Here is a 22,567-nt window from a genome sequence, read left to right as displayed (position 1 = left end):
GGACGGAAGATGAACGGGTTCAAAGCTGCCTGCGTCACGATCACGGCACTCGCGTGCACGGCCGCACTGCCGGCGGTGGCCGAGGCGGCAAGCATGCCTGCTGCAGCCACGGCGGCAGCATCCACGCTGCGGGTGCTGCCCTTGGGTGACTCGATCACCTGGGGAATCGGCAGCAGCACGGGAAACAGCTACCGGGCGTTCCTCTCCGACCGGCTACGGGCCGAGGGGCACGCGGTCGACATGGTCGGCAGCGGACGCAACGGCGACATGGCCGATCCGGACAACGAGGGCCACTCCGGCTGGCGCATCGACCAGATCGCCGGCATCGCCGACTACACCCTCGCCCGGTACCGGCCCAACGTCGTCACGCTGGAGATCGGCACCAACGACCTCGGGCAGCAGTACCAGGTGCCCACGGCACCGGACCGGCTGCACGCCCTGCTCGACCAGATCACCCGCGAGGCCCCGGACGCGACCGTCCTGGTCGGCTCGGTGATCATCTCCACCAGTTCCACCGAAGAACCGCTGCGCGGTCCCTTCAACGCCGCCATCCCCGGTATCGTCCAACAGGAACAGGCCGCGGGCCGGCACGTCCGCTACGTCGACATGAGCGCGCTGACCGCCGCGGACCTCTCCGATGCGTTGCACCCCAACGACAACGGCTACCGCAAAATGGCCGACGCGTTCGATGCGGGCATCCAGGCGGCCGACAACGCCGGATGGATCAAGCCACCGGGCACCGCCGGCCGCGCGGTGCGTTCGGGCATCGCCGGAAAGTGCCTGGACGTCAACGCCGGCAACACCGCCAACGGCACCATCGCGCAGATCTGGGGCTGCAACGCCACCATCGCCCAGCTTTGGAGCAACTTCCCCGACGGAACCATGCAGGCCTTGGGCAAGTGCCTCGACGCCACCGGCTACGGCACCGCGAACGGAACGCCGGTGGCGATCTGGGACTGCCACGGAGGCAGCAACCAGCAGTGGCAGCCCTACACCGGCGGCTACCGCAACCCCGCATCGGGCCGATGCCTGGACGACCCCGCCTCCTCCGGCGTCGACGGCACCCAGCTCGTTCTCTGGGACTGCAACGGCGGCCCCAACCAGAGGTGGACGGCCGACGCCGCCTGACCGCACGAGCAGATCGGTTGACTGATGGAAACCCACAGAGCCTCGGGCTGGGGTGCACGGTGACTGCGCCCCAGCCACGGTCCCGGCGACCGTGGCACCTCCGGCGGGCGCGCCGGCCGTCGCCCCCCCCAAGCCGTGTTCTATGCGTACCGCCGACGGCACCCCGGTTCAGCTGTACGACTGCAACGGCAGCGCCGCGCAGACCTGGCAGCCCCGCGGCGACGGCTCAGTGCTCAACCCGCAGTCGGGTAAGTGCCTCGACGATCCCGGCTCGTCCACCACACCTGGCACGCAGCTGGTGATCCGGGCCTGCACCGGCGGCGCCAACCAGCGCTGGACACTCCGCTCCTGAGCCCGGCCGGTCGGCACCCGGTGCCGACCCCACCATGCCCCGTCAACTGTCAGCCACGCAGAGGAGCTTCCCTTGCCGTCGACCAGAGCGCGACTCTTCCCAGCCGCACGGCCGCGGTTACGCCGACTGGCCGCCCTGGCCGGCGTGGTCGTCACCGCCACGGCGGTGACCCTCACGACCGGGGCACCTCCCAGCGTCGCGGCCCCCGTCAAACCGGCGCCGATGACGACGCCGTGGACGGCCGCGGCCACCGCGAACATCGCCAACCCGTTGCCGGAATACCCCCGGCCGCAGATGACCCGCGCGGATTGGCAAAGCCTCAACGGTGAATGGCAGTTCGGCACCGCCTCGGTCGGCCAAGCACCTCCGGTGAACCAGACGCTGCCGGAGCGGATCAACGTTCCCTACCCGGCGGAGTCGGCGCTGTCGGGCATCCAGCGTCATCTGGACCGGATGTGGTATCGCAGATCCTTCACCGTGCCGTCCGCCTGGAACGGACGCCGCACGCTGCTCAACTTCGGCGCGGTCGACCAGCAGGCGACGGTGTACGTCAACGGCAGCCAGGCCGGTACGCACACCGGTGGCTACGACGCGTTCCAGTTCGACATCACGCCTTACCTGCGCGCCGGCTCCAACGAAATCATCGTCGGCGTCTACGACCCCACCGACGCGGGCAGCGGCGCGGTCGGCAAGCAGCGCACCTCACCGGGTGGGATCTTCTACTCGGCCACCTCGGGAATCTGGCAGACCGTCTGGCTCGAGCCGGTCGCTCCCGCCCACATCACGAGCCTGGAGATGGTCCCGGACGTTCCCGGCCAAGCTCTCGACGTCGTCGTGCGTGGCGCCGGTACCGGCGGTCAAGGCGTGCAGGTGGCCGCGTCGCTGCCCGACGGCGGAACGGTCGTGGCCACGGCCTCCGGCGGCATCGGCAGCCGGATCCACCTGCCGATCCCGAACCCGCACTGGTGGAGCCCTGAGGACCCGTTCCTCTACAACGTCTCGGTAACGCTGACCGGCGCCGGCGGCGGCGACGCGGTCGGCGGCTACTTCGGCATGCGTTCGATCGGCCTGAAGACGGTCGGCGGCGTACCCCGCATCGTCCTGAACGGCAACTTCGTGTTCCAGACCGGCATGCTCGACCAGGGGTTCTGGCCCGATGGCATCTACACCGCCCCGACCGATGACGCGCTCAGGTCCGACATCCAGCACCAGAAGAGCTGGGGGTTCAACCTGATCCGCAAGCACATCAAAGTGGAGCCTCAACGCTGGTACTACTGGGCGGACAAACTGGGAATGCTGGTGTGGCAGGACATGCCGGCGATGATCAACCCACCCGACGCGGCAGCGCAAAACCAGTGGCTGAGCGAGTTCCACAACCTCGTCAGCCAGCACCTCAATTCTCCGTCGATCGTCATGTGGGTAGACCAGAACGAAGGCTGGGGATCGTTCGACCCCGCCGGCGTCGCGACCACCGTCAAGAGCTGGGATCCCAGCCGTCTCGTGGACAACATGAGCGGGGTGAACTGCTGCGGTGCTTCCGACGGCGGCAACGGCGACGTCTGGGACTACCACACTTACACCGGACCCGACTCGCCGCCACCGACGGGCCCCCGGGCCAACGTCCTCGGTGAGTACGGCGGCCTCGGCCTTATCGTCAGCGGCCACGAATTCCAGGCGGGTCGCGGCTTCGGTTACGAAATGGAGCCGGACGCCGCCACATTGACCAACAGGTTTCTCGGCATGACGAAGGCGCTGACCGGACTGATGGTCCATAAGGGTCTCAACGCCGCTGTGTACACCGAACCCTACGACGTCGAAACCGAGAGCAACGGCTTCGCCACGTACGACCGGCAGGTCGTCAAGATCGACCCGTCGGCCGTGCGGGCCGCGAACCAGAGCCTGATCGCGGCGTCACGGGACCTCGCCGGCCAGCAGGTTTCCCTGCCGATCAACGGAAGCGTGTCGATCCAGGCCACCACCACCGGTTCCACCGACCGGTTCGTCCGGCACCAGAACGGCGTGGCCACTGCTTCCGTCATCACCAGCGGAAGTTCCGACCTGGACAAGCAGGACTCGACGTTCACCGTTCGTACCGGCTTGGCCGGCGGTTCGTGCATCTCGTTCGAGTCCCACAACTACCCGGGAAGCTTTCTGCGACAGAGCAACTCGCGGGTTGTCAGGGCCGACTACGACGGCACGTCGACGTTCGCCGGGGACGCCACCTTCTGCCCCATCCCCGGCAACCCCGGCAGTGGTACGTCCCTGCTCTCCTGGTCCCGGCCGAGCAGATTCTTGCGGCTCGCCAACGGAGCCGTCTGGGCCGGGCAGGATGGCGCCGGGAAATCGCCGGCTGCACAGGACACCACCACTCAGTTCATGGCCGACACCAGCTGGAACATCACCGCACCGTGGGCGGCCGGCGCCATCCCCCCAGCTGTCGTCGCGACCGGGGCGGTGCACTCCGCCGTCACCGGCAAGTGCCTGGACGTCCAGGCAGCAGGCACCGCCGACGGAACTCCGGTCACGCTCTACGACTGCAATTCGACCGCGGCGCAGCAGTGGAGCTCCTACACCGATGGTTCGCTACGGGCCTTCGGCAAGTGTCTCGACGCAGCAGGTGCCGGAACGTCAAACGGCATCAAGGTCTTGCTCTGGAGCTGCACCGGCGCGGGAAACCAGCAATGGCGGACCTACGACGGCTCGTACCGCAATCCCACATCCGGCCGGTGCCTGGACGTTCCGGGCGACAACACCGCCAACGGCGTCCAGCTGCAGCTGTGGGACTGCAACGGCAGCCGCAACCAAGGGTGGTCGGCACCGGGGTTCACGGCGACACCCGGCAGTTCCGGTGCGGTCAGGTCGGGAATCGCGGGCAAGTGCGCGGACGTCCAAGGGGGTAACGTCGCCAACGGCACACCGGTGATCATCTGGGATTGCACCGGCGCCGCGCCGAACCAGCAGTGGACGGTGTACTCCGACCATTCATTGCGCTCCCTCGGGAAGTGCCTGGAGAGTGCTGCGGGAGGGACGTCCGGAGGGACGAAATTGCAGCTGTCCGACTGCGCCGGGCTCCGGAACCAGCAGTGGACACCGTTTGACGGTGGTTTCCTCAACTCCGCATCCGGACGCTGTGTCGACGACCCTGGCGGTTCGGCTGTCAACGGCACTCAGCTTGAGCTCTGGGACTGCAACGGCAGTCCAGGACAAAAATGGACTCAGCCAGGCGGCGCCGTCTGAGCAACGCGAACCCGATCTCGTTGATCGACTTTTACCGCAGCAGTCATCGCGCGACATCTCTCAGGGAGAACAAGATGGCCGATCCCGATCATTCCCGCGGCTCAGCCGTGCCGGCGGAAGTGCGGCCCAAGCGATGGCCGTGGATCGTCGCCGGGTTGCTGCTGGTGACAGCGACCACGGTCCGGCTCGTCGCGGAACGACGCTACGGGTTGCCGATCGGTTTGGTTCTGCTGGCCGCGGCAGTCGTGGTCAACCACCTCGTCGATCGACGCCTGGCACGCCGTGGTACGTCCGGATGACGGCGGACGTGGCCGGAGGGCTGCGCCCGTTGCCCGGTCAGCGGGAATGGGTCAGCGGTGACGCGGCGCTGTGAATCCGGGTGGTGGGACATCGCGTGATCGGGTTTTCCTCACCTGGCGGCTCGCAGCGCGCTTCGCATTTTCTCCCGGTCGCGCGCGACACATTTCGAGGCAACGAAAAGGCCAACCGCAGCGATCAGCAGGCCTACAGGGATGACGATCGCCAAGCTCAGATGCAGACCGTACGCGGCTGCGGATTCGGTTCCGAGGTCTCGCGCCGACGCGGCGAAGCGATCCGACAGGGCACCAGCCATCAGCGGCCCCAATGCGCCTCCGAGCAAGTACGAGGCAGCGAAGTACAGAGCCATGGCGGTGCCGCGGAGGCGAGGTTCGACGACATCGGCCACGGTCGGGTAGGCGGCGGTGAAGTAGAGGTACTGCAACAACCAGCCCGCGGAAAAGACGACGACGAACACGATGGGCAACGAGGCGTCGACGAGGAAGGCCGCCGCGGTCAGCGGCACGGCCCCGAGAAGACCATATGCGCCGGTAAGCACCCGGCCTGCGGGTGAACGCCGACCGGCACGGTCGGCGATGCGACCGCCGAGGGTCAGCCCCACCAAGCCGGTAACGCCGATCGTGACTCCGGTGAAAGCGCCTCCGGCGGCCAGGCTGGTGCCGAAGTGCCGCTGGAACAGCGGGACGCTGAAGGTCGCCACCGCGTACGAGGCGATCTGGGAGCCGAGACCCGCGACCACCAGCCACCACAAGGTGGGCACCCGCATCAGGCTGCGGAACGGGGTTCCCACCTGGGCCGTGGCCACGGGTGCGGATTCGGACGCACCTCGTGCCGGTTCGCGGATGAACGCCAGCGCACCCGCTACAGCCAGACCGGGCACCGCCGCGACGAAGAAGGCAGCTCGCCAGCTGCCGAACGCTTCCGTCATCGAACCGACGGTGAAGAACGCGAGTACCAGCCCGACCGGCAAGCCCAGCTGCCACAGCCCAGTGGCCCGAGCTCTCCGATCCGGCGGATAGAGGTCGGCCACCAGGGAGTTGGTCGCCGGGGCGAAGCTGGCTTCCCCCACGCCGAGCAGCAGCCTGACAACGACCAAGGCCGCAAAGCCTCCGGCGAGCCCGGTGACCGCGGTGAGCAGGCTCCACACCGCCAATCCGGCAGACAGGATCACCCTCCGCGATCGGCGGTCGGCCAGCCGCCCGAGCGGGATGCCGACGACGGCGTACACGATCGTGAAAGCGGCGCTGATCAAACCGATCTCGGCGTCGGACAGACCGAACTCGGCTTTGATCGGCTCCACCACGATGGACGGGATGGTGCGGTCGTAGAAGTTGAGCAGGTTGGCCGCGAACAACAGAGCGAGCACCCATCCTGCCCGGCTCGTTGCTCTCGGCAGCGGGTCCAGTGCTGTCCGCCGTTGATCCTCGGTGGCCATGCAGTCCTCCTGGCGGCGCGCTCTGCACTGAACTGAGCCAGCAGTATGGATCGCCACCCAGCGACACACAAGAGTCTGGAACGTAGACGTTCCTGAACCGTTGCGCGGTACGAAAGACCTCGGGATAAGCTTGGGTGTCGTACCGGCGCAAGGACGGATGCTGTGGAAAAACGCGAGGACAAGACTGAGCGCGGGGAGACCTACGCAGGACAGTCACGGCAGGAGCGCACCGCTGATCGGCGCAGCCGGATCACCGAGGCGGCGGTGGAACTGTTCGCCGCACGCAGCTATGACGACGTGACGGTAGCCGATGTCTGTGCAACGGCGAAAGTGGCGAAGCGCTACTTCTACGAGCACTTCGCCGACCGGGCCGACCTGCTCATCACCGTCCACCGCGAACTGAACGACTGGTTGCTGGCCGAAGTCTCCGCTGTGGTGCCGAAGCGACCCGAAGACCTCGAACAGCTACTACGACCGATGATGCAGGCGCTCGTCACCACGCTGTTCGAGCACCCGACACGCGCGCGCGTCATCTACATCAACGCACCACGCATGGAGCTGCGGCGACGCGGCCTGCTGCGCAAGGACGCCGAAGTCATCGCTCGCCTGGTTCGCCGCGTCGTCGGCCGCCAACGCGACCGGCTGCGATTCGAGCGAGTCTTGCTGGCGCTCGTGGCCGGCGTGAGCGAGGTCGTCATCGATTGGCTCCACCGCGGCATGACCGACTCGCCCGAGATCCTGGCCGACCACCTCAGCGAGCTCGCCCGCTCGCTGCTGACCACCCTCATGTAGCCGAAGCACGGATCGGGCCGACCCAGGCACCGGCACGCCGTCACCCGGACAACGGCGGAAACGCGATAGCAGCAGGCTCGCCCGCCCACGAGCGAGCCTGCTGCTATCGCCCTCGCGAGCCCCCGCTTCCGTCCTGGCCGGACATCGACTCGACCGAACTCCGAGCTACGGGAGCTCGACCAGATACACCGAGGCCGTTCCGGCACCGTCCGGGCCGGCAACATGCACCACGTGCCCGCCAGCAGTCAGCGACAGCGGACGCGTCCGGTAAACACCTGCCGAACCGCCCACGTAGCCCAGCTCGACCTCGTCGACATAAGTGTCGAAAAAGGCGGTACCTTCAAGTTCGTACTCGAGGGCATAGGTCCCTGCGGCCGGTGGACTCACTTCGAAGTACGTGGAGCCGGTCACCTGGCCGACGAACTGACGCGTCGGCGAAGCCGCGGCAACTGTGGATAAAACTTCGGCCATCGAGCGCAGCCCTGAGGCCACAGCTGCCGTCGGTGTCGCGCAGACTGCCGAGATCGCAAGACCCAGTACCAGTGACGGTGGGCCCGCTTTGGCCAGTTTCCGCATGTTCACGATTGAATCGTCTCCTGTCTCACCTGCTGGGGGAATCCAAGGCCCGGCTGCAGCCCGGCGTTCGCGTCAGGCGCCGGGCAGCGACCAGCGCTGTCCGGCGGAGCCGTTGCAATCCCACAGCGCCACGCGGGTTCCGTCGGTGCTTGACGAGCCGGGGTCGTCGAGACACCGTCCGGACAACGGGTTGCGGTAACCGCCGTTGTAAGGCTGCCACTGCTGGTTGTCGCCGCCCGTGCAGTCCCAGAGCGTTACCGCAGTTCCGTTCGCGTTGCCGTAGCCCGCGACGTCGAGACACTTGCCCAAGGCTCGAAGCGTCCCGTCGGAGTTCACTTTCCACGACTGCGCCGCCGTGCCGTTGCAGCCCCAGATCTGCACGGCAGTGCCGTCGGCGTTGCTGCCGGCGTTGACGTCGAGGCACTTTCCCCCGATGCCGGACCGCACCGGGCCAGAGCCGTCGGTGGCGTTACCGCCGGTGGTCCGCGAGACCACGCGGAACTTCTGGCCGGTCGAGTCGTTGGGTGCCCACTGCGTGAACTGCGTTCCCGGGGCGGTACTGCCGGCGGGATCGTCGAGGGCCAGCTTGCTGTTGCGGTTGTAGAACGACCAGGTCCCGTCCGGGTTGGCCACGGGCTTCCAAAGATCGTTGCCCGCCCAGCCGTTGCCGGCCGGCCATTGGACGATCGCGGCTCCTAGTTTGCCGGATTCGGCAGCGACGTTCAGCAGCTGACCGCTTCCGGCGTTCTTGATCTGGTAGTACCCGTTGCTGCGCAGTTCGAAGGTCCACGACCCGCTGGCGGAACCGTTGTCGGGAATCTGGACGATGGGTGCCGCGTTGGCGGTGGACCCGCCCTGCACTGCCAACGACAGACCGCTGGCGACGTTCTCGAGTTCGTAGTTGCCAGTGAACGGCGAGGAGCCGGCGGTCGGCAAGTCCTGGAACAGGCCGACCATGCCGTTCATTTCGAACGCATCCGGGTTGGGCTCGTTCGTCGGTTTGGTCCACTCGTTCCAGGTGAGGTTGGCGCCGTTGCGCATGTTCCAGGCATGAGTCGCGTTGGAGCGCATGTAGGCGTCGTACCTGCCGCACGTGTTCGTGTCGGTGCAGAAGTCACTGATCCCCTTGAAGAGCCAGTATTGGTACGACGAGCCGCGGCCGGCGTTGTTCGACACGATCGGAACCGTGTTCAGGAAGTGGTCGGCCGTCCGCTGGGCGTCGTCCCGGTATCCGGCGTTCCCGGTCACGCGGTACAGGAAGTCGGCGGCTTCGATGAACGAACCCGCGTTGTACGCGTTGTCGGAGGCCTGCAGCTCGGTCGGCCCGTTGGGGCCGTTCGGGAACGCGATGCACTCGTTTACGACACCGGTGGCAGCGTTGACGAGCTTGCTCTTGACCCAGTCGTAGATCGCCTTCGCCTTGGTCAGGTAGGCGCCGTCCCCGGTGACCTGGTACAGCGATACCGCGGTGCTGATCATCGGGTTGTTGCTCAACGAGCACTTGCTGTACTTGGAATTCATTTCCTCCCAGATGCCGCCCCCGCCGTCACCGGTCCAGCCCCGGTCGTACGTCTTGTTCCACTGGTCGGCCGCCAGGTTCAGCAAGGACTGGTCTCCGGTGGCGAGGTAACCGCGCAGGACGGTGGTGATCATCCACGCCAGATCGTCGTTCCAGGTGGCCCACGAGGTCCAGTTGGTGCCTTCGTACTTGAGGAAGGTCGCGATCAGATCGCGGACCCTCTGGCGGTCGGCCGCGGTGTGCGTGCGCTCGTACACGTCTTGCGCCACCTGAATGTTCAGTGCAGCGATCCATGAGCCGGAGCGCTGAGTGCCCATGCTTTTCAGCTGATTGGTGTAGTAGGTTTCGCCGTTGGCCTGGACCAGGAAGCTGTCGTTCCAGGCCTGGAAGACGTAGTCGGGCGAGGGCAGTGCCGCTGCCTGCGCGGGGGGTGCGAGCGTCGTGATGCCGGCCGCGGCGAGCGCGAACGTCGCGCACCCGGCCACGAACTGCTTGAGTTTGTTCATGTGGCTAAGCCGATCTTCCGTGCGTGCAGTGACGGGCGGTGCTGGTACCGGAGAGACCGCCGGCCCATGACGCGACGGCCCCTCCGGAGCTTCAGGAAGCGGCGGGTGCCCTTCTCGACAGGCGCCGCCGTTGGTTGACTCGACCACGAAACCGTTGTCGGAAAGTTTCGGGCAATAGCCATTCTATGGTGGCGTCGACCGGAGTGTCACTGTCACAACGAGACAGAAACCACTGTCGCGATACACCGGTTCACAGGCAGAATTTTCGCACGCCAATTAATTTATTCGACACCATTGTTTCACTGCGTCAGAACCGGAATGGCTTCGTCGATGAACGTCAGCGGGCCACCACTTACGGGCTCTCGCTTCCGGGTTGTCAGGCCGGGCGGTTACCGCCGGAGATCACCGGAGTGGAACGACATGGCTCACTTTTCGGCCGTTCACCGGCAATCGGGGTGACAGCGAACTCACCGGCGGCCGGCGAGCACCTCGGCAACAGCGCCGCGACCACCCCGGTTCTCTTGCCCGTCGCGCTCGTCACGGGCACGGACAGCGCATACGGGCTTCCGTCTCGGCCTACGGCCATGTCATCCTCCGGTCGCGGTGTCGCTCGCCAGTGAGTTCGATCACGTACCTATCCGCAGTATGCGGATCGACAAGCGATCACGCAAGAGTCCGGAACGCAGACGTTCTGGATTGACCGTCCTTCACCGACACAGCCGCCGCAGCCGGCCGGGCGCGTCGGGCGCCGCGTCCGCGCGGGCACCACGATTGCACGAGAGGCCCCGCCACACGTCTAGACCATTGACTCGGTCAGCGGCGCAGTCCTACCGTCGGATGCCGCTCCCCTGACGATCTCGGTCCGTGACACCTGTTCGGTGCGCGCCACGTTTCGGCGGTGTCCACACCTTGGTGACACCTCGTGCACCGGGTGGATCGATGCCCCCGAACGGCGGAGTTCAGCTCCTGGAGCACCCACCTAGGACAAAGGAGTCGCCGGTGCGAACTCGAAGAAAATTGACCGCGATCTTCGCCGGGCTCGCGGCGGCAGCGGCCACCGTCGTGGCGGGCGGTACCACCCCCGCCACCGCTTCCGGTCCCGCGCTCCTGCCGTTGTCCATCACCAACAACACCGGCCGCGCCGACGCCGTCTACCTGTACGTGCTCGGCGTGAACCTGAGCACCGGCCGGCTCGGGTACGTCAACGCCGGCGGCACCTTCACCGCGTGGAGCGGCGGCGGTAACCCCCCGACCCCCGCGCCTGACGTCTCCATCGCCGGACCTGGCAACGGCGGCACCACGACAATCCAGGTCCCGCGCAACATCTCCGGTCGCGTGTACTTCTCGATGGGCCGGCGCCTCAACTTCTTCCTCACACCCGACGGCCTGGTCCAGCCGGCACCGTGGGCCGCCGGCGACTCGAACCGTGACATCTTGTTCGACTGGAGCGAGTTCACCTACAACGACGCCGGTCTCTGGCTGAACAGCTCTCAGGTCGACATGTTCGCCATCCCGCACACGGTGAGCGTGACGACCGGTTCCGGTGCGGTGAACTCGACGGGCACCCTCACCGCGAACGGCCGGGAAAACGTCATCAACGGCATCAAGGCACAGGCCGGCTGGGGCGGTTCGGTCTACGCCCGCTCCGACGGCACGGTCCTGCGCGTCCTCGCCCCCGGCAAAGCCGCCGACGCCGGTCAGCTCAGCAGCACGTACCTCGATCCGTACATCAGCTCGGCGTGGAACGCCTACACCGGCAAGGTGCTGACCGTGGTGCCGTTCGCGGACCAACCGAACACCAGGTACTTCGGCCGCACCAGCGGTAACGTCATGAACTTCACCAACAGCGCCGGACAACAGGTGGCGTCGTTCACCAAGCCGTCCTCGGCGAACGTCTGGGGCTGCGACGGCGCACTGGCCGCGCCGAACGACCAGGTCGTCGGACCGATCTCCCGAACGCTCTGCGCAGCCCTCAACCGTGGCACCCTCGGCACGGTCGACACCCAGCCGAGCACCAACGCCGCCGACTTCTACAAGAGCAACCCGACGAACCAGTACGCGCGCCTGGTGCACGCGAACATGGCTGACGGGAAAGCCTACGCGTTCGCCTTCGACGACGTCGGCAACTTCGAGTCGCTGGTGAACGACGGCAGTCCCCGGGCCGCGGGCATCACCTTGAACAGCTTCACCGGTGGCGGGACACCTCCTCCCCCGCCGGGCAACCGGATCATCAGCAACTGGAACGGCAAGTGCGTCGACGTCCCGGCCCAGAACTTCAGCGACGGCGTCCACCTGCAGACCTACGGCTGCAACGACACCGTCGCCCAGAGCTGGAACTACACGGGCGGGACGCTGCGAACGCAGAACAACATGTGCATGGACGTCGCCTGGGGCTCCACCGACAACGGCGCGACCATCCAGATCGCCACGTGCAGCGGCAACCCGGCCCAGCAGTTCGTCCTGAGCGCGGCCGGCGATCTCCTCAACCCGCAGGCGAACAAGTGCGTCGACATCCAAGGCTGGAACGGCAACGACGGAGCAGCCTTGGTCCTGTGGGACTGCACCGGCGGCGCGAACCAGAAGTGGCACCGCGGATAGCGCACCGCCGTCATGGCGACGACCAGGGCTCGGCATCGGTTGCAGAGCCGGGCCCCTGGTCGTCGGCCAGGCGGTCACGGAGGTCCACCGCACGGCGTGGGCTCGGTGGATCGCAGCCGGGGCGGGCTCGACGCAGGCGAGCGCGGGTCCTCGGCGGCGGCTGAAAGCTACGAGGCCACCGGTATGGCGTCAGGTGAACCGGCGCACTTGTTCACCCGGGCTCCAGGTCACCGGGGAGCAGGATTCACGCCCGCGTCGAGTGCCGCCATGACGGTCTTGCGCAGGGAACGCCCCTGGTCGTGCCCAGGGTGCAGCAGGTCCACGATCACCGCCGACGTCGAGCGGGGTCGGTCGGATCGATCGCCGGTACCACCACGCGCCCGGTCATGACGGCGTCTACGCCCGCCGCCACCAGCCCGCCGGAAGGGTTCGAGGTTCGCGACTGCCTGCGCCCTCGCGCTCGGCACGCCCGTCACGAAGGCGGCTCCGATGCGTCCGTCGAGCCCGGTGACTGCTGTGAGCAGCCTCCACACCTCCGATCCGATGGCCAGGACAGCCCGTGGCGACGAGCGGTCGGCCGGTCTGCACAGTGGCGCACCGGATAGCGCGTGGGCGATCGTGAAGCCTCGGTGATCAAGCCGATCTCGCATCGGTTGAGCCGAACTCGGCTTTGATCGGCTCGACCACGATCACCGGGATCGTGCGGTCGTGGAAGTTGAGCAGATCCGCCGCGAACAGCGCTGTGCGCACCTGGCCCCCCTTCGCCATGACAAAGCCATCAGGGCCTGCTGGCGGCCTTCAGGGGCACGTCGTCTCCGTGGCGGACTCATCAACGAACTCAAGGTGGAGTATGGGGCAGCTCCCGCCACCGCACAAGATTCTGGAACGCAGACGTTCCATATTTTGGGACTGCTCGGCGAACCGGTGCGCGGACACGCTTGAAATGGTGAGACCCACGCCGAGCAGGTAGCGCAGGAGCGTGGTCAAGACGCAACGGTTGCCGACCGCGTGGACCTGCTGTCCACGGTGGACAGAGAGAGCTGCTGCGCACCCGTGTCAAGCACCACGTGGCAGCGATTTACACCATCTTTACGAACATAACTACTTTCCAGTACCCGCCGTTCGGGCTATCAAGCTCACCCATTCGCTGTTACCTTGGCGCCGCTGTGACCTAAACGTGCGTTCGGTAACACCGTGAGGACAGACGATGCGTGACGATGTGATCGAGGCGAGTGCCGTGGTCGGACATCCGCCGGAGGTGGTGTGGCAGATCGTCGGATCGCCGGAGTGGTACCCCTGCTTCGTCCCGGAGATCAGCTGGTGCGAGATCCAGGAACCGGCCGCCCGGGGCCGAGGGCCCAAGGGCCTGATCCGGATCGTCCCTGAACGCCTGCCGATGCGGGAAAAGCAGATCCAGGCCGTCGTTCACCGGCCGGGCGAGCACATCGTGTGGTGCAGCGACCCCGACGACGGCACCTGGGTCTCCCTGGAGCTGAGACCCCTGGCCGGCGGTAAGACCGAACTCCTGGTCCGGATGATGCTGCCACCGTCCTACCAGGACCTGTTGGCGTCAGCGAAAAAAGATCTGAAGGCGATCGCCGGACGCCTTGAGCTGCGTCTGTCCGGGCAGGCCGACCCCGGGTCCACGCAAGAGGGCGTCAAGGCAACCAAGCTCCGCACCACCGGCATCCTCGTGCGCGCCGGCGTGCTCAGCCCCGGCCGCCCGGACAAGCTGGCGCGTCAGCTCAACTCCATCTCGCAGTGGGGCGCCACCGTCGCGGGCGGCTACCAGGCCGCCGCGGCCCGCGCCGCCGACGACGTCGCGCTGCACGACGAGCGCAACGTCCGCACCTTCGCCCAGGTCCGGGAGCGCAGCGACCGGCTCGCCAACGCGCTGAGCGAACTCGGCGTCGCCGAACGCGACCGGATCGCGCTGATGTGCCGCAACCACTCCGCGATGGTCGAGTCGTTCGTCGCGGCCAGCAAGCTCGGCACCGACGTCGTCCTGCTGAACACCGGCCTGTCCGCCGCCTCGGTCAAGGACGTCCTCGCCGAGCACAAGCCGTCCGCCGTGCTCGCCGACGACGAATTCGCGCAGACCATCGCGAACGTGCCGGGCGACTTCGCCCGGATCAGCACCTGGCCGGACGCCGACGCCGGCTACCCGACCGTCGACGAGCTGATCCACGCCGCGCCCGCCGACCCGCCCAAGCCGGCCGAGCGGCCGGGCCGGCTGGTCGTGCTCACCTCCGGCACCAGCGGGACGCCGAAGGGGGCGCGCCGCCCGACCCCGAAGGGCATGGGCGCGGCCGCGTCGATCCTCGACCGCATTCCCCTCAAAGCCGGCGACCGGATCCTCGTCGCGGCACCGCTGTTCCACAGCTGGGGCCTCGCCGCGATGCAGATCGGCATGGCGCTGCGAGCGTCGCTCGCGCTGACCCGCAAGTTCGACGCCGAAGAGACGCTGCGGACCATCGCCGAGCAGAAGTGCGACGCGCTGTTCGCCGTCCCGATCATGCTGCAGCGCATCATGGACCTGCCCGAGCGGGTGCGGGCGCGCTACGACCTGTCGTCGCTGCGGATCGTCGCCAGCAGCGGCTCGGCGATGTCCGGCACGTTCGTCACGCAGTTCATGGACACCTTCGGCGACGTCCTCTACAACTTCTACGGCTCGACCGAAGTGTCCTGGGCGAGCATCGCCGACCCCGCCGACCTGCGCGCGGCGCCGACCACGGCCGGGCGCTGCCTGCTCGGCACCCGCCTGGCCATCCTCGACGAGGACCGCAAGCCGGTGCCACCGGGCGGCGAGGGCCAGATCTTCGTCGGCAACGACATGCTCTTCGACGGCTACACCAACGGCACCGACCCGGCACGCGCGGCGGACCTGATGGCCACCGGCGACGTCGGCTACCTCGACGCGGCGGGCCGGCTGTTCGTCACCGGCCGCGCCGACGAGATGATCGTCTCCGGCGGCGAGAACGTCTTCCCGCGCCCGGTCGAAGAGGCGCTGGTCGCGCTGCCCGGCGTGCACGACGCCGCAGTGGTCGGGGTGGCGGACGCGGAGTGGGGCCAGCGGCTCGCGGCGTACGTCGTGCCCCGGCGCGGCGCTTCGCTGCACGCCGAGGACATCCGCGCGTACATCCACCAGCGGCTGGCGCGGTTCGCCGTGCCGCGGGACGTCTACTTCGTCCCGGACCTGCCCCGCAACGCGACGGGCAAGATCCTCAAGCGCCTCCTGGACGACGACGCCTGGCAAGCACCCACGGACTTCTGATGCCTGAGTACACACGCCGGCACGACCACAGCGGCAGCCTTCGTTTCGCCCGTACTGCTCGGTAAGTCGGCGCTCAGCCTCGTGGACACCAAGAGCGTCAAGCAACACATGAACAATGCCGGCCGCGGTGACGACGACGGCGATCTCCGGCAGGTTGGGCATCTCGCGAGCAGGACCGGCTCGCCCAGGGCAGCCCGGCACACGACCGGGTGGCCGACACGTCGGCCTGGTCGGTATGGGGCATCCCAGCGACCCAGCTCATTCATCCGACACCCGCTTCTGTGGCGTATCCGCCGACCACCGGCTCGGGTGCTTCGACCGCAGCCGTGACCCGGAATGTGTGCTGCCGGCCGAGTTCACCGGCGGTCGCCGACACTTGCAGCGCGGCAATCGATCTCCGATCGGCAGCGCGTCGCCGTCGAGCCGCCCTTGAGCCTGAACTGCCCGGTGCACTTGATCTGGACGCGCGCGGCGGCGATTTCGAATTCGACGCACCCATCGACAGCGAGCACGTCTTCGTCCGGGCTGGTCTCTTGAAAACCGACTCCAGCCTGGCTGCACACCGCACGGACATAGGCCACGCCGAACCGCGACTTGGCCCGGTTCGCGTCCAACGTGGCCACGCTGGTCCACCGACCGCTCTCCCCACCCACCATGATCGCCATCGTCGGTCATCGCCGGCACGTTGGATAGACGTCGTTGGCGTGAACCCCGGCTGACACCACGTCCATTCGGCGCAGCGCGGGCCGGCGATCGATACGACCCGCAGGCCCCATTCATCCGGCGATATCCCTACGGCGCCGAAGGCACCGGTGCAGTCGACTCGCGCTCGACGAGGGAAACGTCGATCGTCACCGGTTGCTTCGGCCGCTCGCCCCGCTCGATCGAGCCCAGCAGGATTGACACCGCCGTCGATGCCTTCCGGGCGATGTCCTGCGACACCGTCGTCAACTTCGGGGTGACGTAGTCGCACAAGTCCAGGTTGTCGAAGCCGACCACCGAAAGGTCGTCCGGTACCTGTACACCCGCTTCCGTCAGGCCGTGGACGATGCCGACCGCGAGAATGTCCGCCGTGGCGAACAACGCTGTCACGCCAGAGTGGCGCGCCCGCAGGACAAGCCCCAGCTCGCGGCCTTCCGCGTACGTCGTGTTGACTGTCTCCACCAGGTCCGGATGCGGCACTCCGGCGTCGTCGAAAGCCTGGCAAAAGCCCTCGAAGCGTTCGTGGACCACGCCGACGCCGCTGAACGCCGGACCGACGAACAGGATCCGGCGGTGGCCGAGATCCAGCAGGTGTTCGGCCGCGAGCCGGGCGCCGGCGAAATCGTCGGAGCGCGTGCCCGTCGTCAGGCGGTTCGCCGAGTAGCTGTCGATCGCCACGACGTGGACCGCGCCGATGGTCTTCTTCGTCAGCTTGCCGACCTCTTCGTCGAGGAAGCCGAGCAGGATCGCGCCGTCGAGGCTCCACGAGCGCAGGGCTTCGGCGACCTCGTCCGGATGGGCGACCCCGCGCAGCAGCAGGTGGTAGCCGTATTTGCGCAGCTCGCGTTCGATCATCCCGACGATCGCCATCGTGTGCGGGCTGATCATGAGGCTGTCTTCGTCGGCGGCCGGCACGAGCAGCCCGACCAGCCGGGACGCCTTGGTCGCGAGGCTGCGCGCCGACGCGCTCGGGACGTACCCGAGCTCGTCCGCGATGCGCTGGACCTTCTCGATGGTCCCGGGCGAGACCCGCGCGCGGTTGCCGTTCATCACGTTCGACACGGTCATCATGCTCACGCCCGCCTGCTCGGCGACCTCCCGCAGCGTGACGCGCACCCTCGGACTCCTCTCGCTCACCCGGGCCCCAGTTTACGGGACCGGCCGTTGACAAGCGGCCGGGCCTGACATTACCGTCTATCAAGGTATAGCGCTAAACCTAATCGCTGCGGACGCCGGTCCGCACCCTTCGCCGCGCTCCGGAAACCGTTGAGCCAGAACGGGAGTCCCGTGACCACCGACATCTCGGCCGACCCGCTGACCACGCCCGCCGAGCAGGCGGCGCCGTGGTGGCGCCGTGCGGTCATCTACCAGATCTACCCCCGCAGTTTCGCCGACGGCAACGGCGACGGCACCGGTGACCTCGCCGGCGTCCGCGCCCGCCTGCCCTACCTGAAGAGCCTCGGCGTGGACGCCCTGTGGTTCACCCCGTGGTACTCCTCGCCGCTGGCCGACGGCGGCTACGACGTCGCCGACTACCGCGCGATCGACCCGGCGTTCGGCACCCTCGCGGAAGCCGAGCAGCTGATCGCCGACGCGTCCGCGCTCGGTATCCGGACCATTGTGGACATCGTCCCCAACCACGTCTCCGACCGGCACGAGTGGTTCCGCGCCGCGCTCGCCGCCGGGCCGGGATCGCCGGAGCGGCAACGGTTCTGGTTTCGCGAAGGCCGCGGCGAGCACGGGGAGCTGCCGCCGACGGACTGGGAGTCCAGCTTCTCCGGCGGCACATGGACCCGCACCACCAACCCGGACGGCACGCCCGGCGAGTGGTACCTCCACCTGTTCGCGCCCGAGCAGCCGGACCTCAACTGGAACCACCCGGACGTCCGCCACGAGCACGAGCAGGTGCTGCGGTTCTGGTTCGACCGGGGCGTCGCGGGCATCCGCATCGACTCCGCGACCATGCCGGTCAAGGACCCCGCGCTGCCGAACGAGGTGACGCCGGACGCGCACCCGTTCGTCGACCGCGACGAGATCCACGACATCTACCGCAGCTGGCGGGCCGTCGCCGACTCCTACGCCGAGCCGCGTGTCCTGGTCGGCGAGGTCTGGCTGGCCGACCCGCACCGCTTCGCCCGCTACCTGCGCACCGACGAGATGCACACGGCGTTCAACTTCGACTTCATGATGCGCCCGTGGGACGCCGCCGAGCTGCGCACCGCGATCGTGTCCACCTTGGACGCCCACGGCCCGGTCGGCGCGCCGCCGACGTGGGTGCTGTCCAACCACGACGTCACCCGCGCGGCCACCCGCTACGGCCGTGAGGACAGCTCGTTCGGCTTCGTCGCCCGCGCTTTCGGCATCCCCACCGACCTGGCCAGGGCGCAGCGCCGGGCCCGCGCGGCCGCGTTGCTGTCGGCGGCGCTGCCCGGCTCGCTGTACGTCTACCAGGGTGACGAGCTGGGCCTGCCCGAAGTCGAGGACCTGCCCCTCGACGTGCTGCAGGACCCGATGCACTTCCGCTCCGGCGGCACCGACCCCGGCCGCGACGGCTGCCGCGTCCCACTCCCCTGGACGTCAGACGCCGACAGCGCGTACGGCTTCGGCGCCGGAACCCCGTGGCTGCCCCAGCCCGCCGACTGGGGTGACTACTCGGTCGAGCGGCAGGACGGCGATCCCCGGTCGATGCTGACGCTCTACCGCACCATGATCGCGCTGCGCCGGTCCGAACCCGCGCTGCACGGGGAGGAGTTCGCCTGGGCGACCGAGGACCGCGCCGAGGTCCTCGCCTTCCGCCGTGGCAAGGACCTGCTCTGCCTGGTCAACTTCGGCGACACCCCGATCGACCTGCCCGGCCACCTCGAAATCCTGCTCGCCAGCGGCGAGCTGCCCGGCTCCCAATTGCCCACCGACACAGCCGTCTGGCTGCGAGTCCAGTAACCGCCAGGAGAGACAATGAAGTCCTCGAAGATCGCCGCGGTATGCCTGTGCGCCGCCGCGCTGACCGCCTGTTCCGGCGGCGACACCACGACCGCCGACGGCAAGACCGTCGTCAAGGTGTCCATCGAACCGGGCTTGGACCAGGGCGCGGTCGCCGCGTTCAACGCCCGCGTCACGCAGTTCGAAACCGCGAACCCGACGATCGACCTGGTCCCGCAGGAGTTCAAGTGGGACGCGACGACGTTCACCGCGCAGCTGGCGGGCGGCACGCTCCCGGACGTCCTCACAATGCCCTTCACCGACGGCCGCGGCCTGATCGAACGCCGTCAGATCGCCGACATCAGCGAGCTGGTCGCCGGCCTGCCGTACGCGAAGAAGTTCAACCCCGAGGTCGCGAAAGCCGGCTCGGCCGCCGACGGCAAGATGTGGGCCGTCCCGATCGCCGCGCACGGCCAAGCGTTGCACTACAACCGGACGCTCTTCAAGCAAGCGGGGCTCGACCCGGACAAGCCACCGTCCACGTGGGACGAGATCCGCGCGGACGCCAAGCAGATCGCGCAGAAGACGGGCCAGGCCGGGTACGCCCAGCTGACCACCGACAACACCGGCGGCTGGATCCTCACCACGCTCGACTACGCCTTCGGCGGCCGCACCGAACAGCTGACCGGCGACAAGGCGACGGCCACGCTGAACACCCCGCAGATGGCCCGCGCGCTGCAGACGATCCACACCATGCGCTGGGACGACAACAGCATGGGCGCCAACTTCCTCTACGACTGGAACGGCATCAACCAGGACTTCGCCGCCGGCCGGATCGGGATGTACGTCTCCGGCGGCGGCAACTACGGCTCGCTGAAGGCGCAGAACGCGATCAAGGCCGACGACTACGGCGTCACGGCCCTCCCGCTCGACGGCCCGAACGCCGGTGTCCTCGGCGGCGGCACCCTCGCCGGCGTCAACGCCAAGGCGAACGGCGCCGTCAAAGCTGCGGCCGTGAAGTGGATCGACTTCTATTACCTGAGCAAGCAGGCCGACCAGGCCGCGGCTGTTGCCGACGCGAAGGCGACGGCGGACTCCGGCGAGGCCGTCGGCTCGCCCGAGCTGCCGGTGTTCGACAAGGCGACCTTCGACCAGCGGATGGGCTGGATCGCGCAGTACGTCAACGTGCCGGTGAAGCAGATGACGCCGTACACCGACAAGATGTTCGGCCAGCCGCTGATCCCGGAGCCGACGCGATCCACCCAGCAGATCTACGGCTTGCTCGACCCGGTGGCGCAGAAGGTCCTGACCGACCGTGGTGCCGACATCCCGGCCTTGCTCGCCGACGCGCAGAAGCAGGCTCAGGCGTTGCTGGACCGGTCGTGACGCTCACGGCGGCCCGGCCGGCGGTCCCCACTCGCCGCCCGGCCCGGGCACGCCGCCGACGCACCCCGATGACATGGGTGCGCGGCGGCGGCCTCGGTGCGCTGCTGTTCCTGCTGCCGTTGCTGGTGGTGTTCGGGCTGTTCTCGTGGCGGCCGATCGGCCAGGCCGTCGTGATGAGCTTCCAGCAGACCAACCTCGTCGCCGACCCGGTGTTCGTCGGTTTCGACAACTACGCCGCGGTGCTCGGCGACCCGCAGCTGTGGAACGCGGTCGGCAACACGCTGTGGTTCGCCGTCCTCGCGCTGCTGCTCGGCTACCCCCTCCCGCTGGTCGCGGCGGTGCTGATGAGCGAGGTCCGCCGGGGGAAGGGGCTTTACAGTGCGCTGGCCTACCTGCCGGTGGTGATCCCGCCGGTGGTGGCGGTGCTGCTGTGGAAGTTCTTCTACGATGCGAGGCCCAACGGGGTGTTCAACACCGTGCTGGGCGCGGTGGGGATCAGCCCGTCGCCGTGGCTGCAGTCGGCGTCGACGGCGATGTTCTCGCTGGTCGCCGAGGCGACGTGGGCGGCGGCCGGGGCGACGATCATCATCTACCTCGCCGCGCTGACCAGCGTCCCACCCGAGCAGTACGAGGCGGCCGAGATCGACGGCGCGTCGGTCTGGGGCAAGGTCTGGCACGTCACGCTGCCGCACCTGCGCGGGGTCCTGCTGATCACGTTCATCCTCCAGATCGTCGGCACCGCGCAGGTGTTCCTCGAGCCGTTCCTGTTCACCGGCGGCGGCCCGGCGCACTCGACGACCACGATTCTGCTGCTGGTCTACCAGTACGCCTTCGCCGACAGCCTCGGCGGCGACTACGGGGCCGCGACGGCGTTGAGCGTGCTGCTCGCCGTGGTCCTGGGTCTGTTCTCCGCGCTGTACTTCCGCCTCACGCGCTCCTGGAGCAAGTCATGACCCGCGCCCTGCTCTCGCCGTCGGACTGGCGGCGGCCGGTCGTCCGCCGCACGGCCCGTACGCTGCATGCGGCTCTGCTGGCGGCGTTGTTCCTGGCCGGGCTCGGCCCGATGCTGTGGCTGGCGAAGGCAGCGGTCACGCCTACGCAGGACACGCTGCGCGACCCGCTCGCTCTCTGGCCGCACGGCATCGACTTCGCCAATCTGGCCACGGCGTGGACGCGGGTGCAGATCGACAAGTTCTTCCTGAACACCGTGTGGGTCGCCGCCGGGTCGTGGCTGGTGCAGCTGGTCGTCGCGACGACGGCCGGGTTCGTACTGTCGGTGCTGCGCCCGCGCTACCGGAAAGTGCTCACCGGGGTCGTGCTGGCGACGCTGTTCGTGCCGGCGATCGTGCTGCTGGTGCCGCTCTACCTGTCCATGGTGAACTTGTCGCTGATCAACTCGTTCTGGGCGGTCTGGCTGCCCTCGGGTGCCAGCGCGTTCAACATTCTCCTGGTACAGCGGTTCTTCGACAATCTCCCGCGTGAAGTGTTCGAAGCGGCGCGGGTCGACGGCGCCGGGCCGCTGCGCCTGTTCTGGTCGGTCGTGCTGCCGATGTCCCGCCCGATCCTCGGCGTCGTCTCGGTGTTCGCCATCGTCGCGGCCTGGAAGGACTTCCTGTGGCCGATGCTGGTGCTGCCCGACCCGGCGGTCCAGCCCCTCTCGGTCCGGCTTCCGGCGCTGCAGAAATTCGTCGAGCTCGACGTCTTCCTCGCCGCGCTGGCTATTTCGTCCGTCATCCCCGTCGTGCTGTTCCTCGCGTTCCAGCGGATGTTCCTGCGCGGCAACGCGCTCGGCGGAGCCGTCAAGGGCTGACCGCCGCGAAGTCCC

16 protein-coding genes are annotated in these 22,567 nt (G+C 68.0%); 11 read left to right on the top strand and 5 right to left on the bottom strand.

Features of this window, described 5'->3' with window-relative positions:
- Positions 1–9: 9 nt before the first annotated feature.
- The 4 genes from C2L59_RS08245 to C2L59_RS08230 all read left to right on the top strand — a co-directional run bounded on the left by C2L59_RS08245 (position 10) and on the right by C2L59_RS08230 (position 5,016).
- Complete coding sequence (locus C2L59_RS08245; protein ID WP_103348907.1) at positions 10–1,128, top strand: SGNH/GDSL hydrolase family protein; 1,119 nt, start codon at positions 10–12, stop codon at positions 1,126–1,128.
- 142 nt (positions 1,129–1,270) lie between these two features.
- Positions 1,271–1,480: an RICIN domain-containing protein gene (locus tag C2L59_RS08240; protein WP_103348906.1), complete on the top strand. Its 210-nt coding sequence runs from the start codon at positions 1,271–1,273 to the stop codon at positions 1,478–1,480.
- A 144-nt stretch (positions 1,481–1,624) separates the two neighbouring features.
- Positions 1,625–4,717, top strand: a complete 3,093-nt coding sequence (locus C2L59_RS08235; RefSeq protein WP_199198975.1) for a ricin-type beta-trefoil lectin domain protein — start codon at positions 1,625–1,627, stop codon at positions 4,715–4,717.
- 74 nt (positions 4,718–4,791) lie between these two features.
- Positions 4,792–5,016, top strand: coding sequence for a hypothetical protein (locus C2L59_RS08230; RefSeq protein WP_103348904.1), 225 nt, complete (start codon positions 4,792–4,794; stop codon positions 5,014–5,016).
- A gap of 110 nt (positions 5,017–5,126) precedes the next feature.
- On the opposite strand, the gene C2L59_RS08225 is transcribed toward C2L59_RS08230, so the two are convergent.
- Positions 5,127–6,470, bottom strand: a complete 1,344-nt coding sequence (locus C2L59_RS08225; protein ID WP_103348903.1) for an MFS transporter — start codon at positions 6,468–6,470, stop codon at positions 5,127–5,129.
- 162 nt (positions 6,471–6,632) lie between these two features.
- Here C2L59_RS08225 and C2L59_RS08220 point away from each other — a divergent pair, with 162 nt between their 5' ends.
- Complete coding sequence (locus C2L59_RS08220; RefSeq protein ID WP_103348902.1) at positions 6,633–7,262, top strand: TetR/AcrR family transcriptional regulator; 630 nt, start codon at positions 6,633–6,635, stop codon at positions 7,260–7,262.
- A gap of 165 nt (positions 7,263–7,427) precedes the next feature.
- Here C2L59_RS08220 and C2L59_RS08215 read toward each other — a convergent pair whose 3' ends face one another.
- Both C2L59_RS08215 and C2L59_RS47820 read right to left on the bottom strand, forming a co-directional pair.
- Entirely contained in the window at positions 7,428–7,838 is a 411-nt protein-coding gene (locus C2L59_RS08215) for a hypothetical protein (protein ID WP_146060289.1), read from the bottom strand.
- Between the two features lie 72 nt (positions 7,839–7,910).
- Positions 7,911–9,863: an RICIN domain-containing protein gene (locus C2L59_RS47820; RefSeq protein WP_103348900.1), complete on the bottom strand. Its 1,953-nt coding sequence runs from the start codon at positions 9,861–9,863 to the stop codon at positions 7,911–7,913.
- A 999-nt stretch (positions 9,864–10,862) separates the two neighbouring features.
- Between C2L59_RS47820 and C2L59_RS08205 the strand changes: the two genes are divergently transcribed.
- A complete protein-coding gene (locus C2L59_RS08205) occupies positions 10,863–12,461 on the top strand; it encodes a beta-1,3-glucanase family protein (protein WP_233223345.1) in 1,599 nt (532 codons plus the stop codon).
- 1,207 nt (positions 12,462–13,668) lie between these two features.
- Positions 13,669–15,735 (top strand): AMP-binding protein, encoded by a 2,067-nt coding sequence (locus C2L59_RS08200; RefSeq protein WP_103348898.1) that lies wholly within the window; start codon positions 13,669–13,671, stop codon positions 15,733–15,735.
- A 356-nt stretch (positions 15,736–16,091) separates the two neighbouring features.
- Here the strand turns inward: C2L59_RS08200 and C2L59_RS08195 are convergent, their stop codons facing one another.
- Together C2L59_RS08195 and C2L59_RS08190 are read right to left on the bottom strand one after the other, a co-directional pair.
- Positions 16,092–16,400 (bottom strand): hypothetical protein, encoded by a 309-nt coding sequence (locus tag C2L59_RS08195; protein ID WP_103348897.1) that lies wholly within the window; start codon positions 16,398–16,400, stop codon positions 16,092–16,094.
- A gap of 127 nt (positions 16,401–16,527) precedes the next feature.
- Positions 16,528–17,553, bottom strand: coding sequence for a LacI family DNA-binding transcriptional regulator (locus C2L59_RS08190; RefSeq protein WP_103348896.1), 1,026 nt, complete (start codon positions 17,551–17,553; stop codon positions 16,528–16,530).
- Positions 17,554–17,724: 171 nt separating this feature from the next.
- Between C2L59_RS08190 and C2L59_RS08185 the strand changes: the two genes are divergently transcribed.
- The 4 genes from C2L59_RS08185 to C2L59_RS08170 all read left to right on the top strand — a co-directional run bounded on the left by C2L59_RS08185 (position 17,725) and on the right by C2L59_RS08170 (position 22,552).
- Positions 17,725–19,377 carry a glycoside hydrolase family 13 protein gene (locus C2L59_RS08185; RefSeq protein ID WP_233223344.1) on the top strand — a complete coding sequence of 551 codons (1,653 nt, stop codon included), beginning with the start codon at positions 17,725–17,727 and terminating at the stop codon, positions 19,375–19,377.
- Between the two features lie 15 nt (positions 19,378–19,392).
- Positions 19,393–20,742 carry an ABC transporter substrate-binding protein gene (locus C2L59_RS08180; protein WP_103348895.1) on the top strand — a complete coding sequence of 450 codons (1,350 nt, stop codon included), beginning with the start codon at positions 19,393–19,395 and terminating at the stop codon, positions 20,740–20,742.
- A 68-nt stretch (positions 20,743–20,810) separates the two neighbouring features.
- Complete coding sequence (locus C2L59_RS08175) at positions 20,811–21,695, top strand: carbohydrate ABC transporter permease (RefSeq protein ID WP_103348894.1); 885 nt, start codon at positions 20,811–20,813, stop codon at positions 21,693–21,695.
- The gene (locus C2L59_RS08170) at positions 21,692–22,552 is read left to right on the top strand and encodes a carbohydrate ABC transporter permease (RefSeq protein ID WP_103348893.1); all 861 of its coding nucleotides are present in this window, start codon (positions 21,692–21,694) and stop codon (positions 22,550–22,552) included. Before C2L59_RS08175 ends, C2L59_RS08170 begins: the two co-directional genes overlap by 4 nt.
- The last annotated feature ends 15 nt before the right edge of the window (positions 22,553–22,567 follow it).

This window comes from Amycolatopsis sp. CA-128772 (genome assembly GCF_002904295.1).
Lineage (GTDB): Bacteria > Actinomycetota > Actinomycetes > Mycobacteriales > Pseudonocardiaceae > Amycolatopsis.
This window is presented reverse-complemented; position numbering and strand designations above follow the sequence as displayed.